The organism is Deinococcus malanensis, assembly GCF_014647655.1.
Classification (GTDB): domain Bacteria; phylum Deinococcota; class Deinococci; order Deinococcales; family Deinococcaceae; genus Deinococcus; species Deinococcus malanensis.
This window is the reverse complement of the sequence record NZ_BMPP01000008.1, coordinates 103,597-120,361: the sequence shown is the minus strand read 5'-3', so window position 1 is coordinate 120,361 and position 16,765 is coordinate 103,597. Positions and strand designations below refer to the sequence as shown.

Annotated in this window: 15 protein-coding genes; 7 read left to right on the top strand and 8 right to left on the bottom strand. The window is 64.3% G+C overall.

Annotated features, from left to right (window positions below):
- The first annotated feature begins 56 nt into the window (after window positions 1-56).
- The gene (gene cmk / locus IEY49_RS11060; RefSeq protein WP_189008290.1) at window positions 57-680 is read left to right on the top strand and encodes a (d)CMP kinase; all 624 of its coding nucleotides are present in this window, start codon (window positions 57-59) and stop codon (window positions 678-680) included.
- A gap of 143 nt (window positions 681-823) precedes the next feature.
- Here the strand turns inward: cmk and IEY49_RS11055 are convergent, their stop codons facing one another.
- The 3 genes from IEY49_RS11055 to IEY49_RS11045 form a co-directional block, all read right to left on the bottom strand.
- On the bottom strand, window positions 824-2,923 hold the full coding sequence (locus tag IEY49_RS11055; protein WP_189008288.1) for a S8 family serine peptidase: 2,100 nt from the start codon (window positions 2,921-2,923) through the stop codon (window positions 824-826).
- A 75-nt stretch (window positions 2,924-2,998) separates the two neighbouring features.
- Window positions 2,999-5,044 carry an Ig-like domain-containing protein gene (locus IEY49_RS11050; RefSeq protein WP_189008286.1) on the bottom strand — a complete coding sequence of 682 codons (2,046 nt, stop codon included), beginning with the start codon at window positions 5,042-5,044 and terminating at the stop codon, window positions 2,999-3,001.
- A gap of 324 nt (window positions 5,045-5,368) precedes the next feature.
- Window positions 5,369-6,136, bottom strand: a complete 768-nt coding sequence (locus tag IEY49_RS11045; protein ID WP_189008284.1) for a TatD family hydrolase — start codon at window positions 6,134-6,136, stop codon at window positions 5,369-5,371.
- Between the two features lie 64 nt (window positions 6,137-6,200).
- Here IEY49_RS11045 and IEY49_RS11040 point away from each other — a divergent pair, with 64 nt between their 5' ends.
- From IEY49_RS11040 to IEY49_RS11030, 3 genes are read left to right on the top strand one after another with little or no spacing between them, the layout of a single operon-like run.
- Entirely contained in the window at window positions 6,201-6,812 is a 612-nt protein-coding gene (locus IEY49_RS11040; protein ID WP_189008282.1) for a hypothetical protein, read from the top strand.
- 37 nt (window positions 6,813-6,849) lie between these two features.
- Window positions 6,850-7,740, top strand: coding sequence for an LptA/OstA family protein (locus tag IEY49_RS11035; protein WP_189008280.1), 891 nt, complete (start codon window positions 6,850-6,852; stop codon window positions 7,738-7,740).
- 9 nt (window positions 7,741-7,749) lie between these two features.
- On the top strand, window positions 7,750-8,817 hold the full coding sequence (locus IEY49_RS11030; protein ID WP_229780745.1) for an LptA/OstA family protein: 1,068 nt from the start codon (window positions 7,750-7,752) through the stop codon (window positions 8,815-8,817).
- On the opposite strand, the gene IEY49_RS11025 is transcribed toward IEY49_RS11030, so the two are convergent.
- Together IEY49_RS11025 and IEY49_RS11020 are read right to left on the bottom strand one after the other, a co-directional pair.
- On the bottom strand, window positions 8,786-9,700 hold the full coding sequence (locus IEY49_RS11025) for a lactate/malate family dehydrogenase (protein WP_189008278.1): 915 nt from the start codon (window positions 9,698-9,700) through the stop codon (window positions 8,786-8,788). The two genes, IEY49_RS11030 and IEY49_RS11025, sit on opposite strands and share 32 nt — an antisense overlap.
- Window positions 9,697-10,158: a universal stress protein gene (locus IEY49_RS11020; RefSeq protein ID WP_229780744.1), complete on the bottom strand. Its 462-nt coding sequence runs from the start codon at window positions 10,156-10,158 to the stop codon at window positions 9,697-9,699. Before IEY49_RS11020 ends, IEY49_RS11025 begins: the two co-directional genes overlap by 4 nt.
- Window positions 10,159-10,260: 102 nt before the next feature.
- On the opposite strand from IEY49_RS11020, the gene IEY49_RS11015 reads away from it, so the two are divergent.
- A complete protein-coding gene (locus tag IEY49_RS11015) occupies window positions 10,261-11,733 on the top strand; it encodes an MBL fold metallo-hydrolase RNA specificity domain-containing protein (protein WP_189008274.1) in 1,473 nt (490 codons plus the stop codon).
- Between the two features lie 90 nt (window positions 11,734-11,823).
- Complete coding sequence (locus IEY49_RS11010) at window positions 11,824-12,318, top strand: thioredoxin-like domain-containing protein (RefSeq protein WP_189008272.1); 495 nt, start codon at window positions 11,824-11,826, stop codon at window positions 12,316-12,318.
- A 245-nt stretch (window positions 12,319-12,563) separates the two neighbouring features.
- On the opposite strand, the gene IEY49_RS11005 is transcribed toward IEY49_RS11010, so the two are convergent.
- The 3 genes from IEY49_RS11005 to IEY49_RS10995 form a co-directional block, all read right to left on the bottom strand.
- On the bottom strand, window positions 12,564-13,508 hold the full coding sequence (locus tag IEY49_RS11005; RefSeq protein WP_189008269.1) for a class I SAM-dependent methyltransferase: 945 nt from the start codon (window positions 13,506-13,508) through the stop codon (window positions 12,564-12,566).
- 187 nt (window positions 13,509-13,695) lie between these two features.
- Window positions 13,696-14,667: a tRNA (guanine(46)-N(7))-methyltransferase TrmB gene (gene trmB, locus IEY49_RS11000; RefSeq protein ID WP_189008268.1), complete on the bottom strand. Its 972-nt coding sequence runs from the start codon at window positions 14,665-14,667 to the stop codon at window positions 13,696-13,698.
- Window positions 14,664-15,416: an FAD-dependent oxidoreductase gene (locus IEY49_RS10995; protein WP_189008266.1), complete on the bottom strand. Its 753-nt coding sequence runs from the start codon at window positions 15,414-15,416 to the stop codon at window positions 14,664-14,666. Before IEY49_RS10995 ends, trmB begins: the two co-directional genes overlap by 4 nt.
- 69 nt (window positions 15,417-15,485) lie before the next feature.
- Here IEY49_RS10995 and IEY49_RS10990 point away from each other — a divergent pair, with 69 nt between their 5' ends.
- Window positions 15,486-16,382 (top strand): RluA family pseudouridine synthase, encoded by an 897-nt coding sequence (locus IEY49_RS10990; protein WP_189008264.1) that lies wholly within the window; start codon window positions 15,486-15,488, stop codon window positions 16,380-16,382.
- Window positions 16,383-16,765: the final 383 nt, after the last annotated feature.

Sequence of the window (16,765 nt, the reverse complement as noted above, 5' to 3'; positions counted from 1 at the left end):
CTGCCCCATGAACTGCCCACCGACAAAAGATGCACGGCGGACCCTACACTGGGCGGATGATTGTGACCATTGACGGCGTTGCCGCCAGCGGAAAATCCAGCGTGGCCTCGGGAGTGGCCCGGGCGCTGGGCATCCCCTACGTGAGCAGCGGCCTGCTGTACCGCGCTGCTACCCTGCTGGGCCAGGAGGCGGGCCTTGACCTGAACATGACTGCCCCGCTGCTGGCCTGCCTCCGTGAGCACCCGCTGCGGCTGGAGCCCCTGGCCGCAGGCAACCGAGTCTGGCTGGGCCAGCGGGACCTGACGCCAGACCTGCACTCCAGCGCCGTGGACCGCGGTGTCAGCGTGGTGGCCGCCCAGCCCGGGGTGCGCACCTGGGTGGACGACCAGCTACGTGCGCTTACGCCTCCTTTCGTGGCGGAGGGCCGCGACATGGGCACAAACGTGTTCCCGCAGGCTCCAGCCAAGTTCTACCTGACGGCCAGCCCGCGCGTGCGTGCCGAACGCCGCTCCCGCGAACGCCCGGAGGACGTGGCTGCTATCGAAGCGGCCCTGATTCAGCGGGACGCCCTGGATACCACCCAGAGTGCTCCGGCACCCGACGCCCGCGTGATTGACACCGGACCGTTGACGTTGGAGCAGGTCATAACCGTCATTACTCAGCAACTGCCGGCCCCTTGATCCTTCGATTGCATCAACGAAGCTGGATCTCGTGTGAACAAGCGTTACGGGGTTCAATTTAGCTTCCGCCAAGACGCCAGCAACGGAAAACAACGCTGAAAGAATGAGCCGCCTTATGCAGGCGGCTCATTCTGATTGAAGACTCAATTGGTTTTGGCGAGTTTCAGCTTGTATTTATTGAAAGGATTGTTGTCATCCTGCGGTTTATTGGGGTCGCAGGAAATGTCGCAACTTGAGACCTTTAGGTAATACGTGCCTGCGGCTGGAATAGTAAAGGTGATCTCGGAGTCCGAGTCAATTCTGGGGGTGCCACGATCATCATTTTCGGCCAGAACTGTGGTGCCATCAGGGCCAAGCAGGAACAGGTATGAGTCGAGCTGACCACCAATTTGTGCTTGCGCTAGCACTTCTGCCTTGATCTGATCGCCAGCGGCTGCCGTGAACTTGAAGTAGTCGGCATCCCGGGGCTTGCCGTAAATGTAGCCCGTGTTGGTCGTTTGACCATAGGCGATGGTCTTCGCATCAGCCGGGGCGTCGTTCGGCTCGTACGGATCAATGGGATTCGTATCCACGAAGGCAGCTGGGAGCAGGATTCGCTTTTCGTCGGGCCGGTAGTACGTCGAGCCATTCGTGGCAGTCACCGTGCCGATGAATGTGCCGCGCTCCTCAAGCTTGCCACCAGTCGTCGACAGGTCGGGGCCGGCGACGTAGAGATCGTACGTCCCAGGAGCAATTTCCGAGAAGCGCGCTTCGCCGTTTGCGTCCGTGGGTGACAGGTACAGCGGGGTGGGGTCGTCGGTGGCTCCGGCACGCATGCCCTGGCCGCGCAGGATCACGTCGCCCAGAATGCCCTTCTGCGTCCCCTGGCTGTTCACGTAGGACAGGCTGATGTGTACGTTGGCGCCCTTGGCGGGCAGCATGGTGCAGTCCGTGAGGTTATGAGCGATCTTGCCAGCATCCAGCCGGCCCCAGCCCGTTTCACGGTCAAATCCGTTGGGGTTGGTGCCGATGCTGCCGTCCGCGTTCATTTCCATTACGCGGCGCACCTGGTAAGGAGTCGCAGCTGGGCACTTCTGCAGCACCAGAGCCGCCACCCCTGCCGTGTAGGGCGACGAGAAAGAGGTGCCAGAGATCAGACGATGACCACCGCCCAGCCACGTGGGGTTAGCCAGAATAGTGTCCTGGCCAGGAGCACTGCTGGAAATGTGGCGTCCGCTAGTAGAGAAGGTGACCTTGCGGTTGCTGGCGTCGAGTGCTCCCGAGGCCATCACACCTGGGAGAGCAGCTGGGTACTGGAACTCGTCATGGTAGGAGTTGCCCATCGACGCCACGATGACCGTGCCGTTGGACATGGCGTAGTCGAAGGCATCCTTAACTGCCCCGAAGGAGATGCCCCCACCCCAGGAGTTGTTGATGACACGAGCGCCATTGTTGGTGGCCCACACGGCGCCCAGGGCAATGTTGAAGCTGGAGTACGCCCCGGGGTTGAACATCACGACAGGCATGAACTTTGCCTCGTGTGCCACGCCGACAATGCCTTTCCCATCTTTAGGCGCGACGATGCTGGACGCCACGAAGGTGCCGTGTGAATTCTCGGGCTTCTTGAAGTAGTTCTTCCACTCTTCGCCGTTGGTGTACGTCTTGGCCTGCGCAGGATCGAAGGCCTTGCCGGCCCAGTTGGGCGCGAGGTCGGGGTGGGTCACGTCGCCGGGATCGTCAATGACGGCCACCACAACACCCTTGCCTGTCAAGCCCTTGTCCCAGGCGGCCCTGGCATTCAGGTGCCGGGGGTCAAGCGCGTACTGGGGCAATTCGTCGAAGATCTGCTCAGCCGCAGCAGCCTGCGGAGCGAGGCCACTGGGCGCGAGCACCGGAGCCGGGGCGTCCTCAGGGGTCACCACCGTGTTGATGCTGGCATAGCGCACGCCGTCGAGGTCGGCAACCGCTCCCGTGGCTTTGAGAGCATCTCCACTGACACGGATCAGGGCCGTGTTGATTTCCGGAATGGTGCGGACGACAGTGCCATTAAGAGCAGCGGCAGCAGCCCGCAGGCCAGCTTCGCTTTCATAACCGACCACCACTTCGTTTTTTACATAGCTGACGTTGCCAATGCGGGCGATTTCGGCGGCCGGCGTGGCCTGGACGGGGCTGGGCGTCACGGCAGTCGGGGCTTGCTGAGAGCAGGCAGCCAGCAGGGCTGTCAGGCTCAGTACACCGAGGGTTCGATTCAGGTTCTTACGCATCGTGGGGCCTCACTATGAATGGGATGCACTTGGGAAGGGGGCGTGGCCACCTGCAAACGCAGGCGGCTCAAGAAGTTACTTCTCGCCGGTAATGAAGTCCCAGTTGATGTTCACGGGACGGGTCTGGTTGATGGGTGCGACACCGCCAGGCCAGGTGTAGACCGAATAGGCCGAGATTCTGTTGCCTTCGGCAGGAGCGTATTTGTACGCAAAGCCCGAGTACATTTCCCACTTGTATGGACGCAGAGGCTGGAGAGGCGTCTTGACGAGCACGTTCCAGGGCATGCTGACCGTATGGTTGGTGGTGTCGACTGGGTACAGATTGGGCTTGCTGGCATCATATTTGCCGCTGGTATCGGTCAGAACACTTCCAGTGGTCGGCGTGGTCAGCAGCGCATCGGCGCCTGAAGTCGCAGTCGAAAGGAAAACCAGGGACTGCCCGGGATTAATGCCGTTGCCAGACGCACCGGTACCTTCCTCCACACGGATCAACGCATTGGCCGCTGCGCCGGGCAGGTTGTAGCCACCCAGTGTCATCAGGTCACGCAAGCGCAGGTTGTAAGCCGCACCGTCGGCGCCGATAGCCGTCTGGTTCTGTCCAAGCACGAAGGTGGGATTGATGGACACACCAGTGGACTCATCGGCTGGGGCAATGAAGGTCGGCGTGAACTGCGCCAGAGGGCTGGTCTGAGTCGTGTTGCTAGCGACCGTGTTGGCACCACGGGCCTTCACGCGGTAGATAAAGGTCTTGCCAACAGTCAGGTCGGCACTGGTATCGCGGTAGTTAAAGGGACGGGTTTGCTGGTTTGCAGAGCAATTGGCACTAGCAGCGCCGCCCACTGTCCCGATCTTGTTGAAGTTCGTACCGTCTTCCGAGCGCTCGATGTCGAAGGCGAAAGGCTTGGCGGTAGCAGTTGTGTCGGTGTAGCACCAGCGCACTTCGACAAATACACCTGAGCCGTTGGGAGCGGCATCCTGCTCAGGGGCGCTAAACGGCGTGGTCCAGGAGCCTTCCTGCTTCAGCGTAAACGCTGTCGCGGCAGCGGCCGTCGGGGCCACCACAGTATTCGCTGTTGCCGTATTCGTGTTGATCAGGTTGATCGGCACGATATAGCGCGAGTAGTTGTAGTTAAAGTCCACCGTCATGATCTCGAGGTAGACCTGCTCACCAGTGGCACTGCCGAAGCCGGCAATGAAGTTAGGGTTGCTGGTCGTGGTGTTGACCACCCCAGAATCAATCTGGCCCAGCTTGTCCTGAGGGGGTGAATAGATCCAATTGCTCGCGTTGGCTGCGCTCGTCACGACTGCAGAGCCAGGCGTACGCCCCAGTTGCGCAAACATGATGCGGACGGGACCGACATGGTTGGAGTCAGCAGTGGTCTTGATACGGAAGTCCACACCGTTCGTGAAGGTGGCGCCAGCTAGCGGGCTGCCATCGGCACGGGTAAACGTCAGCCTGGCAGGGTCCGTGGTGCTGGCAGTATCAAAAGCAGGACGCTGAACCAGCTGCACGGACGGCGTCTGCGCGCCGACCACCACTCCGTAGAGGTCTGAGCCGGCCATACCAGCCTTCCGGGCTTTAAGGTCATATGTTCCGGCGCTCAGACCAGTCAGCGTGAACTGGCCATTGGCATCACTGGTGACGGCGCCCAGAACTACGTTGTTCTGGATGACCGTGATGGTGCTGCCAGCCACAGGCGCCCCAATGTTCTGGTCGACGATAATTCCGCGCAGCGGTGAGGTGGCAGCCGTAATGGCCACGGTTACATCGGTGCTGGCGCTGGCCTTGTTTCCGGTGGTGTCGTACGCCGTAGCCGTGTACGTGCGCTTGCCGTTCTGAACCGCGTTCAGTCCCACCGTCTGCTCGTAGGGCGCGGTCGTGTCTTCCGCAATTTTGGTGCTGCCTTCGAAAAATTCGACCTTGGCAACTCCGGTATCATCCTGCGCCGTCGCTTTCAGGGTTACGGTGCCGGCGGTAGTGACCGGGTTGGGTGTGGCACTCAGGGAAACAGTCGGCGCGGTGGTGTCAGGACCGACGCCGCCGGTAGAGGTACTACCGCAGCCAATCAAAAGTGTGCCAAGCAGAAATGCAGAACCGATGGAGAGTGGTTTCAAAGCCATAGGATGCAGAGACTCCTTATCAAGGAAACGAAAGAGGCGTAAAGCGGCCTACTGCTCCCAGCTGAAGGAAGCAGCCGAACACCTGTTTTCCTGTGCGAAACCGACGGTTAAACTTTGTATAGCTCGTGAACAGAATATTAATGCCGCATCAGCTTGGGGTCAAATGTGACTCGGGAGTCACAATGGCTAAACCGGCTCTATGGCAGGATTCTGCCCAGCCCCCTGCAGAAGGAAATGACAACACATCGGAACTCATAATGTGAAAGGATTTCATCACTGGTACTGGAGATCGAGAGCGGTCTACAGGGCCGAATGCCCGAGTCTTCAGCTGCGCAGTCCGTAGATCAGCCGGGCATTTTCATCCGTTATCTGTTCCAGTTCCGTTGGGTCCATTCCCCGCAGGGCTGCAATGAACTCCAACGTGTAACGCACATAGCCGGGGCGGTTGGGGCGACCGCGTCTGGGGACAGGGGCCAGGAAGGGTGCGTCGGTTTCCAGGAGCAGCCGGTCCAGAGGAACGGCCCGGGCCGCCTCCTGAATCTCTAAAGCATTCTTATATGTCACGTTGCCCGCGAAGCCGAAATAGGTGGGCGCTGCCCGCTCCAGCCCAAAGCGCAGCATCCCGGCATGTCCGCTGAAGCAGTGCAGGATCCCTGCGACATCTGGCCACTCTCTCAACATATCCATCACCCCGCTGTGGGCACTGTCGTGCCCGGCCTTGTCACGGGTATGAATGACCAGCGGCTTGCCGAGGCGCCGGGCCAGGTCGAGCTGCCACTCGAAGGCACTGACCTGCGCATTCCGTCGTGTATCGTCCCAGTAGTCGTCCAGGCCGCTTTCCCCAATGCCGACCACCCGGGGGTGCAGAGCAAGAGCTTCCAGTTCGGCACGCACCTTAGGGTCATCTTCCTGCGTCTCGGTCGGATGCAGACCGACGGTGGCATACACGTCGTTAAACCTGCCGGCCAGATCAAGGGCGTTGCGGGCATGCTCCAGGCTGGCACCGATACAGACCATGGCGCTCAGGCCCAGTTCTCCGCGGGCACTGTCTGGATCCTCGAGATAGTCAAGGTGCGTGTGCGTGTCGATCATGGCAAAAGCGTAGTGTCATTTGGCCCCCACCACTCTCATGAGGGCCGGACGCTAAAGTGCGCAGGTGCAGAAAATCGGGCTGTACGCACTTCTGGCCATTGTCGTGTTCGCACTGGTCTTCGCTTTTCTGCCAGGCAGCCGGACAGAGAGCCGCACGGGCGCCACGCTTCAGGGCGTTCAGCTCCGGCTGTACCCCGCCCGTGACCCGGACGCCGTCTGGAGTTTCCGGGCGGCCGACGTGACAAGTGACCCGGTGACCAACGAGACCCACCTGCGCACCCTTTCGGGGGGGCAGCGTGTGGTCAAGGAAAGGGACAACAAAGGCGTCCTGACCGGCCGCGAGATTCTGGACGCGCGGCTCAGTGCTCCTGAGCTGACCATCGATGCCCAGGACAACATGCTGACTCGTCAGGCACGGATCACGCTGGTCCAGGAATGTGCGGATATCGATCTGAGCGGCACGCCCCAGCAACCCGTGAAGATCGAGCAGGGCTCAGGGTTCAGTGCGCCACTTGCAAAGGTGGATTCCCCAAACTGGGGCGGTACCTTTACCCGCCTCCGTATGAGCTTCCAGTTTGTCTCGGAGGAAGCCGGAGAAGACAGCAAGACCACGTTTGAACTCGATCCGGACGAAAAATGCGTGAATGGCAAGCGCGTCCCGATTTCACGCCGTTAAGCCCCGTTACCACTAACCTCTGAGGAGAATCTGTCTGATGAAACGTACTGTTCTTATTGCCGCCATGCTGACCACTGCCGCCACCACCGTTCTGGCCCAGAACGCCCAGACCCGCCGCCTGGAAGTCACCGGCGCGCCGCGTGGTGACCTGCGCAACGGACCGCTGACCTACACCGGCAGCCCGGTCAATGCCAAGGTCAGCACCCTGACCATCCGCGCCTCGCAGGCGGTGGTCACTGCTCCGACCGGTACACCACTTGTGCAGGCCGAGGGTAAGAAGACCGGCACCTTTACCGGCACGGTTCAGGTCAACCGGGGACGCCTGAGTGCCAGGGGCGAGAAGCTGACCTACAGCGAAGCCAGCGGCCAGGGCGTGCTCAGCGGCACCCCCAGCGCCAGCTTTGCCCCTGAGCGTAAGGAAGACGGTGACACCGTGACCATCCGGGCCGCGCAGATGAGCCTGGATGTGGACAACAACCTGTCCACCAGCACGGGAAACGTCTCCCTTACCAATGGCATCCAGAGCGGCCGTGCAGAGAAGCTGATCTTCGACGAGGACCGTGAACTGGCCCAGCTGACCGGCACCCCCAGCCTGACGCGCGCGGCTAAGGGCAACCAGAAGGAACTGGTGATCACCGGGCAGGAAGTCCGCGCGCTGACTAAGAACAAGACGCTGTACGTTCGCGGCGGCGTGAAGCTGGTGCAGGGCACGACCACCACTACTGGCGACGCCGTGTACTACGACGATCGGAAGAACGTCGCGTACGTGGTGGGCAACGCGGTCAGCACCGACAGCAAGAGTGGCGCCAAGATCGTGGCGCCCGCCAGCGGTCACATCGAGCAGAACACCGCACTGGGGCGCGTTCTGCGCAAGAACGCCACTTATAAGATTCCTACGGAACAGTTCAAACTGCGCACCGAGAAGTAAGCTTCGAATATGCGCTCCTCTGCTTCCCTGCTGACGCTGGGTCTGCTGGTGCTGGTGGCTGTCGCGCCGGCGCCACTGGCCCAGACCAATGGTCAGCCGGCTTCTCCCCCGAGCCCGGCGGCTCCAGCGGCTCCGTCTGCGCCTGCTACGCCCTCCACCGAGCCTGACGCACAGCCCACCGGCTGTGTGGAGGGTGCCGAAACCTCCTGCACGGAACTGGTTCGCAAAGGCAACGACGGCAAGGAGCGCCGGATCAGCATTCTGCGGACCGGTACCAGCGATGAGACGGGCATCGATGCGGTGTGTGGTCCCCGGGAAGGGGAACCGGAAGGTACCCCGACCCTGCTGGTGCTGAGTGAATCCAGCCCACGCGGCATCGAGATCAGCATCGACAAGAACCTGATCCGGGTTCCGCTGGCCATCGTGACCCAGAAGGAAGCCGGCGAGGGTGCCAGGAGCGACGGCCGCATCGAAGCCAGTGCCGGCACCGCCCGCGTGCTGGAAGAGGTTCCGGCCGGCGCCACCGACCGGCTGGCACTGTGTGGGGTCGAAGCCACGCCGAAACCCGCACCCGACACGGTGCTGGTCACGCAGGGACGTACGCAGCTCAAGGGCCAGAAACTGGTCTATGACGAGGCCGACGGGGTCGCCCGTATCGACGGCCCGATCAGCTTTACCCGCGAGAACGGCCAGGACTCCCTGAGCGGCACCAGCCAGCGCATCGAGGTGAACGTGGACGCCGAAACCACCACCCTGGTCGGCGGCGTGGTGCTCAACAGTGCCGGCGGACGGGTCAGCCGGGCCACCCGCGTGGAATACGACGACACCCGGAACCTCGCGCGGCTGATCGGCACCCCGGAGCAGCCGGCCGAGAGCGTCAAGGGCGGGGACAAGCTGCGTGCCGGCATGATCCTGTACGACCTGGACCGCAATGAGGTCTATGCCGTCAAGGCCGAGGGCGGCACCATCACCGGCGAATTTCAGGAGCAGGAGGAGGCGCCAGCCACCGTGCCTGCTCCCCCGGCGACCACAACGCCGCCAGCCGCTACCCCTCCAGGCCGGCCGACGCCTCCCTGAGCACCCGGGCGCTGGCTTCCAGCGCCCGCTGTTCTTCGGACGTCAGGCGAGGCATCACGGTACCCTGTACCCCACCGGCACTGACAATGCGCGGCAGGCTGAGGCTTACCCCGAACTCCGGGGTGGGTGCGCTGACGGTCAGTACCGCACGCCGGTCACCCAGAATGCGCTCGGTGATGCGGGCCAGCGAGGCGCCGATGCCGTAGTAGGTGGCGCGCTTGCCGTCAATGATGTGTGCGGCGGCGTCACGCGTGCCGGTCTCGATCTCGGCGCGCATTTCCGGTGTCCAGGGCAGGCCCCGGGCAGCCATGAACTCGTCGACCGGCAGTCCGGCAACCGTGACCGTGCTCCAGGCCAGGACCTCGCTGTCGCCATGCTCGCCCAGCACGTAGCCATGCACGTGGGTGGGGTCGACTCCTGCATGGCGGGCGATCAGGTGGCGGAAGCGCGCGCTGTCCAGCACGGTCCCTGACCCCAGCACCGCGTGGTCGGGGGCCAGCCGGGTGGCCAGATCGGTCAGGGCGTCCACCGGGTTGGTGGCAATCAGCAGCACGGACCCTGGGGCGCATGCGGCCACCTGAGGAATCAATTCGCGGAAGATGGCGGCATTCTTCCCGGTGAGGTCCAGGCGGCTCTCGCCGGGTTTCTGGTTGGCTCCCGCAGCGACGATCACCACGCGGCTGCCCTGCAGGGCCTCGGTGGGGCCGCTGCTGACCCGGGTCCCGTGACTGACCGGGGAGGCGTGGGCGATGTCCTGAGCCTCGGCTTGGGCACGTTTCTCGTCCTTGTCGGTGAGCACCAGTTCACTGCACGAGCCGCGCAGGGTCAGCGCGTAGGCAGCGGTCGCCCCCACCAGCCCTGAACCGACAATGCTCACCTTCATGGCTGGCGACCACCCGTACCGACGCGCACGGTCAGCACCGGAATGGGGCTGCGGGCCACGACCTTCTCGGCGCTGCTGCCCACAAAGAAGTGTTCCAGCGCGCCCTGGGCGTGGGTCCCGACCACGATCAGCTCGGCGCCCCAGCTGCGCGCCGTTTCCAGAATGCCGGTCACCGGGTCTCCGACCAGCTGCACGGTTTCCTCACCCTCCAGGGCCACGGCAGACAGGCGTTCGGCGTCGGCGCTCTCCATGGTGTGCAGCAGCGTCGGGTCGGGCGCGGCCGGTGTGACCCCGCCCATCAGGTCGGGGGCAGCGCTCACGCGGGCGTCGGTCACGTGCAGCAGCAGCAGCTGCGCTCCGGGAAACCGGGCCCGGGCCACGTCGAGCGCATACAGACTGGACGGTGAGAAATCAAGGCCGACAACGATCCTCTCAAAAGGTGTGGCGGACTGGGTCATGTTCTGACCGTACTCCGGCCGGGCGACGGGCACGCCGAGCCTCAAGAGCACGTAAAGCGTGATCCAAACCACACTCGCCTCCTGGGGCCTAGACTCCGCACCATGCACCTTCAGAGTTTCGGGGCGGCCTGCACGGTTACCGGCAGCATGCATCTGCTGACGCTGAACACCGCCGGAGGCCAGCGACGCGTGCTGATCGACTGCGGCCTGTTCCAGGGGGACGACGAACTGGAGGCACGCAACTACGAGCCGTTTGGGTTTGACGCGGCAGATCTGGACGCGGTGATCCTGACGCACGCCCATCTGGACCACGTGGGGCGGCTGCCGCTGCTGGTGCGGCGGGGCTACCGGGGCGCGGTGTACTGCACCGCTCCGACGGCCGCACTGGCCGAGACCGTGCTGCTGGACTCTGCGCGGCTGCAGGTCGAGGGCTACCGCCAGGACCTGCGCCGCGCCCGGCGCCAGGGCCGCGAGAACGAAGTTCTTCCGCCGCTGTACGAGGAAGCTGACGTTCACCGCACGCTGGCACTGCTGCGGCCCCACCTGGAGTTCGGCGAGGCGGCCCAGATCGCCGACGTGCGGGTGACCCCTGAGCGGGCCGGGCACATTCTGGGCAGCGCCTGGCTGCTGCTGGAGACCCCGGACGCCCGGCTGATCATGAGCGGGGACCTGGGCAACCGTGAAAGCGGCCTGCAACTGGACTTCACCCCACCTCCTGCTGCCGACGCGGTGGTGCTGGAAACTACCTACGCCAACCGCACGCACCGGCCCTGGGCACAGACCCTGGCGGAGTTTGCCGGCGCCCTGCGCACCAGCATCCGCGCCGGCGGGAAGATCCTGATTCCCAGTTTCGCCATTGAACGGGCGCAGGTCATTCTGTACACCCTCAAGGACCTGATGGACCGTGGCGAGGTTCCGCGTATTCCGGTCTTCATGGATTCACCCATGGCCATGCGCGCCACCTACGAGTATTTCGAGTTCGGCGACGAGCTGATTACCCCGGTGCGGGAAGCCCTTCAGAGCGGCGAGGACCCCTTCCGTCCCAGCACCCTGCATGTGGTGAACACCAGCGCCGAATCGCAGCGCCTCAACCGCTACGACGGTCCGGCCATCATCATGGCGGGCAACGGCATGATGACCGGCGGGCGCATCCAGCACCACCTCAAGCACCACCTGTGGAAACCCAGCACCAGCCTGATTATCGTGTCGTACCAGTCCCCCAGCAGCCTGGGGGGCCGGATCGTGGAGGGCGCCGAAACGGTGCGGCTGATCGGGGAAGAGGTGGCTGTGCGTGCCCAGGTGCATACCATCGGGGGCTTCAGCGCGCATGCTGACCGCGACGATCTGCTGGCCTTCCTGAGCACCGCCGGCAAGCCGCACGTGTGGCTGGTCCACGGCGAAACGGCGGTCATGAGCCCCTTTGTACCTGTGCTGGAGCAGCATGGTATGAAGGGCGACATCGTGCCCGACCGCCAGGAAGTGGACCTGCTGGGGCCCGGCTTTGCAGGCGGCCTGCCTGCGGGGCTCATGCTGGACCCGCAGGCTGATCCGGTGCGGGCTGGCGGCGGAGAATAACCCGGCTGAAGCGCGGGTCCTGTCCCGCTGTTGCCACTCCTCCTCCGGACAGGACTTCTATTTCATGCCGAACCGTTACCCTGAAGGTCCATGAAACGCACGTTGCTGCCACTGCTGCTCCTGAGCCTGACCGCCTGCGGAAACAAAGGAATCGAGGGAGCCCAGACCTTCAAATATGCCGCCGGTGACCACCGCAGCGGATCGCTGGTGTACAACGAGACGCCCCCGGCCGGCGGCGCCCACAATCCCGTCTGGCAGAACTGCGGGGTATACGATCAGGCGCTGTACAACGAATACGCGGTACACAGCCTGGAGCACGGCGCGGTGTGGATCACCTACCGCCCGGACCTGGAAGCCGCGCAGGTCACGCAGCTCAAGGCCCTGGCCGAGGGCCGCACCTATACCCTGCTGAGCCCCTATGAGGGCCTGGACAAACCCGTCGTGATCAGCGCCTGGGGCGCGCAGCTGAAGGTGGACAAGGCCGACGACGCCCGCCTGAAGGCCTTCCTCGACAAGTACGAGCAGGGGGCCACGGCACCAGAACGCGGCGCCCCGTGCTCGGGTGGCTACAGCGGCACCCGCTGAGCCTGTCGGGCAGGCCTGAGCAGCTGGAGGCAGTGCCTCCAGAGACGGGTGATTGCCCAGGCGTGCCTGGAGCTGAGGGTTGTCCTGCGTGAGGTGGCCCTGTAAGGCGCCTCTTTGGCTCAAGAGACAGAGGAAGACCTGTTCGCCGTTTCGCTGCCAGCCGCTGGTATGTTCCATTCACGCGGCTGGGCAGCTTTCCGGATCTGCTCAACTTCCCTGTCCGGCCCACCGCCAGGGCTCAGGACCTAGAGTTCCAGACCCGTCGGGGTGGTCGCCTCAGACGGGATGGCCGTGACCAGTACCTCGTACTTACCGGTCACGAACACCTTGAATCCCTGGCGCTGCAACCGGCGCCGGGCATCGGTCACGTCGGCCGCCATCAGGCTGAGGTCCGGTCGCCGGTAATTGCGCACCCGCGCCCCATACGACAGGGTGCCGTCGCGATAGCGGGCATTCGGATAGCCCAGCACCAGCCCGCCAGCGGGCGTCAGGTGGTGCCGCCACAGCGCGCTGAGCAGCACGTCCTGCCTGATCCCTGGGCTTTGCAGCAGACTCAGGGCCAGCACCAGATCGAAGCGGCCCAGACTGGACTGCGGCAGGGTGGTGACGTCCAGCTCGTGAACCATCATGTCTGGATGTCGCTGCCGGGCAGCCACCAGGGCGGAGGCGTCCAGATCCACCCCGTGGACGTCGAACGAGCGGGCCGGGAAAGCCAGGGCCAGGGCATCAAGCTCGCGCCCGGCGTTGACCCCCAGGGACAGCACCCGCCCTCCCTGGGGCGGGCCTGCCCGCCGCAGCGCCTCGACCAGCGTAAACAGGAACACCGGGTCCTCCAGCTTGTCCACCCTCGCCCAGTCACCCTGCGCGCCGTAACCCGCCGCATCCGGATCTGCACTGTGAGCCTGGGCCCGCAACCGCACACGCACCAGCCCCTCCCCTGCGCGTTCCGGGGTCAACAGGTGCGCGCCCAGCAGGTCCGCAAGATCTGTCCAGGTGCTCCAGGGCCGGTGCACCCCGGCCGGCGTGATCTCACCGGCATACAGACCCACGCCAGCATCCGGGTCCGCGATCGTCAACGTGACCTCTCCCCTGTCCAGCAGCGCACGTCGCACGGCGGGCAGCAACTCGGTCATGGGGTAGTGGCTGAACTTCAGGTCGGAATCGTGCACGCGCTTTCGAAGGTACCGCATGCTCCGGGGTATGAAGCCCAGGCAGGAGCGGGTTTTGTTCTCGGCTCTCCGCAGCAGGTACGGGTCCGCGTGTCCCGGGCGCCGTACCAAAAGAGTGTGCCCCTCTGCCTGCCAAGTTCACGCACGTCAAACGAGTCGGCAGAACTCCACGTGATTCAAGAACATCAGGCCTTCTCGTTATCGGCGCTCAGTACCCTCGGTGACGGATCGCGGCGCCCTCACTCTCCAGCCAGGTGGTTACCGCGCCGACCGCGGCCTTCACGCCGGGTGTGATGATCGGCCCTCCAAATTTGGCCAGGCGCACCAAGTGGGAGCCGTCCTCACGCCGGGTGATGCCCACCAGGACCTCCTGCGTCAACTCGCCTTCCACGACGTGGGCCAGGGCGACCCACCCGTCGCGGCGCAGGCTGCTGTACAGGTCGAGCAGCACCACGGTCCAGTTCTGGCCCCGCGTGGTCTGCTTGGCAAAATGGGCGGGCTCAAAGCTTGCAGGCAGGGTCAGGACAGCGTGGGGCACGTCATTCTCCAGTTCGGGATAGGGAGCGGTGGTGCCGTGAGGCACCTGTGGGTGAGCGGTGGGCGTGAAACGCGCATGGTGGGCGCCCAGGCCCAGGTCACGCCATTTCAGGGCGTACTTGGTTTCCAGCGCCGCGGCCGGCGGCGCCTGAACGGTGTCCACGGCCATGACCCCGCTGTTCTCGGCCTCGGCGCAGGCGAACTCGAAGTACTCGTCGTGGTCGGTGGTCAGCAGCACAGCGCCGCCGGGCCTCAGACGGCTTGCCGCCAGCTGGAAAAATGGAGCGCGCAACAGGCGGTGCTCGGTGTGACCGGCCTTTGGCCAGGGGTCCGGGAAGTTCACGACTATGATGTCCAGCGCCGCATGCGGAATCACCTCACGCACCAGCACGTCGGCGGGCAGCTTGGTCACGACGGCGTTATCCAGTCCGGCCTCCTTAAGCCGGCGGTGGGCCTTGAGCAGCGAGACCCCGCTGATCTCCACTCCCAGGTAGTTCGGCGGCTGCGGGAAAGTGCGCGCAAAGTGAGGCCAGAAGCGCCCGTCGCCAAAGCCCACTTCCAGCACCCAGGGCCGGTCGGGCGTTTCTGGGTACAGCCGCGCGGCGGGGTCGGGAAAATGAAAATCAGACAGGCGGAAAATCACGTGGGCTCTCTCTGGCTGTCCAGCAGCTCGGCGGCCAGCCGCGCCGCGTCGCGCAGCACACTGCCGTAGGTGTGCTCACCCGGCATGCAGCGGCCCAGCATACGCACCCGGTCGAGGCGTTTGATGCGGAAGCCATCAAGTTCTCCTGGCGCGGGCGTCAGGAAGCGCACGTCGTAGGCCGGAGCGGCGTCCACGCCAGCAGCGGTCTGCTCGGCCCCGATCAGCCACACACCGCTGGCAATCAGATCCTCGGCCAGGAAATCATAGGCGACTTCGGACAGGCGCCCGGCATCTTCCATGGTGTCCCCGATCAGCAGCCGGCCCTTCAGGAAGGCCCCCACCGCCAGCACCACCGTCCGGGCGTGCAGCTTGGGGCCTTCCCAGGTGGAGATCACGACCTGATCGTCCTCCTCGTCCAGGGCGGTCACGGTGCTTTGCAGCAGATGAATGCCGCTGGTGGCCTCGATTTCAGCCTTGAGCAGCCGGTGGAAGGTCCAGCCGTCGGTGTCCGGCGCCATCTGCTGTTCAACCTGCGCAAACACGCTGCCTTCCGGGAAAGCTGCGCCCTGAATGGTCGGCTGATACAGGTTGCCCAGGTGGTCAAGTGCCTGTGACACCAGCAGGACATCCTGCCCGGCGCGGGCCAGACGCCAGGCAAGTTCGGTGCCGCCCAGGCCGGCGCCCACGACGGCCACGTCGTAAAGGTGCCCCGGCTGCGGGCGGCTGCGGGGAGTAGGGGGGCCAAACATCACCGGGAAGTCTATTACGGCCCGTCCCTTCAGCCTCCCGGGAGCGCTCGTACCACTTACCCTTGACCCATGCCGCTGAATTCCGGATACGCCTATGTCACGCCTGTGCAGGTCAGTGGCGTCAGCGTGCTGGACTTTCTGAGTGCGCATTACCGGCACTCGGCGCCGGAGGTCTGGGCCACACGTCTGGCCCTGGGCGAGGTGGAGGTCGACGGCCGGACCGTGGCGGGGGCCGAGTGCCTGCGGGCCGGACAGACGCTGGTCTGGCACCGCCCACCCTGGCAGGAAGAGGACGCGCCGCTGCACTTCAGTGTGCTGCACGAGGACAGCGCCCTTCTGGCGGTCCACAAGCCCTCGGGGCTGCCGACCCTGCCCGGCGGGGGCTTTCTGGAGCACACCCTGCTGGCGGTGGTGCGCGCAAGCTATCCAGGGGCCTCCCCGCTTCATCGTCTGGGCCGGGGCACGTCGGGCGTGGTGCTGTTTTCGCGCGGTGGGGCAGTCGGCTCCTCGCTTTCCAGGGCCTGGCGTGAACAGGACGTGCGCAAGGTCTACCGCGCCCTGGCCAGCGGTCAGGCAGCACAGGACGAAACCGAAATCACGGCGCCCATCGGGCCGGTCCCGCACCCCCGGCTGGGCGATGTGTATGCCGCCACCCCGTCCGGCAAACCCTCACGGTCGGTGGCGCGGGTCGTGGAACGCCGCCGCGAGGCGACCCTGTTCGATGTTCAGATCTTCACCGGCAGACCGCACCAGATCCGCGTCCATCTGGCCAGCATCGGTCAGCCACTGGTCGGCGACCCCCTGTATGCTCCCGGAGGCCTGCCAAGACCAGAGCTTCCCGGTCTGCCCGGCGACCTGGGATACCTGCTGCACGCGCACACGCTGAGCTTCACTCATCCGGTCAGCGGTCAGGTCATAACTGTGACTGCTCCGGCTCCAGCCGCACTGGAACCCGCAGCAATCTAGGGTCAGGCTGTCAGGAAACGGGTCATACGGACTCCAGATAATCGGTTGCGGCTCCTCTGCTGCGCTCCCGTGCCTCCGCAATCGGTCACTCGTTTTTCATCTCCCCTGCTTCGAAGCTTTACAGGTCCGGCCGGGCTTATCGGTAAGGGAACAACCGATGAACCGGGATCCATACCATTCCTGCCGCATGGGGGCCGGACATATCGCAGCAGTCAACGTCAGACGTCATTCCGCTGACCGACACAGACGGCTGATGCGGACTTCACCCTGAACATGAAACAAATCGGAATGCATCTGGCACCCGAGACGCCTGGAATGCCCTGCGCCTGGGGGCCGAGTTCATGAGCCGTCAGGTTCATACGGTTCAGGGGGTTGTGAGGCCT

Excerpts from the sequence above, each read along its gene's own strand:
- cmk (WP_189008290.1), top strand. The coding sequence starts at position 57 with ATGATTGTGACCATTGACGGCGTTGCCGCCAGCGGAAAATCCAGCGTG.
- IEY49_RS11055 (WP_189008288.1), bottom strand. The coding sequence starts at position 2,923 with ATGCGTAAGAACCTGAATCGAACCCTCGGTGTACTGAGCCTGACAGCC.
- IEY49_RS11050 (WP_189008286.1), bottom strand. The coding sequence starts at position 5,044 with ATGGCTTTGAAACCACTCTCCATCGGTTCTGCATTTCTGCTTGGCACA.
- IEY49_RS11045 (WP_189008284.1), bottom strand. The coding sequence starts at position 6,136 with ATGATCGACACGCACACGCACCTTGACTATCTCGAGGATCCAGACAGT.
- IEY49_RS11035 (WP_189008280.1), top strand. The coding sequence starts at position 6,850 with ATGAAACGTACTGTTCTTATTGCCGCCATGCTGACCACTGCCGCCACC.
- IEY49_RS11030 (WP_229780745.1), top strand. The coding sequence starts at position 7,750 with ATGCGCTCCTCTGCTTCCCTGCTGACGCTGGGTCTGCTGGTGCTGGTG.
- IEY49_RS11025 (WP_189008278.1), bottom strand. The coding sequence starts at position 9,700 with ATGAAGGTGAGCATTGTCGGTTCAGGGCTGGTGGGGGCGACCGCTGCC.
- IEY49_RS11020 (WP_229780744.1), bottom strand. The coding sequence starts at position 10,158 with ATGACCCAGTCCGCCACACCTTTTGAGAGGATCGTTGTCGGCCTTGAT.
- IEY49_RS11015 (WP_189008274.1), top strand. The coding sequence starts at position 10,261 with ATGCACCTTCAGAGTTTCGGGGCGGCCTGCACGGTTACCGGCAGCATG.
- IEY49_RS11010 (WP_189008272.1), top strand. The coding sequence starts at position 11,824 with ATGAAACGCACGTTGCTGCCACTGCTGCTCCTGAGCCTGACCGCCTGC.
- IEY49_RS11005 (WP_189008269.1), bottom strand. The coding sequence starts at position 13,508 with ATGCGGTACCTTCGAAAGCGCGTGCACGATTCCGACCTGAAGTTCAGC.
- IEY49_RS10995 (WP_189008266.1), bottom strand. The coding sequence starts at position 15,416 with ATGTTTGGCCCCCCTACTCCCCGCAGCCGCCCGCAGCCGGGGCACCTT.
- IEY49_RS10990 (WP_189008264.1), top strand. The coding sequence starts at position 15,486 with ATGCCGCTGAATTCCGGATACGCCTATGTCACGCCTGTGCAGGTCAGT.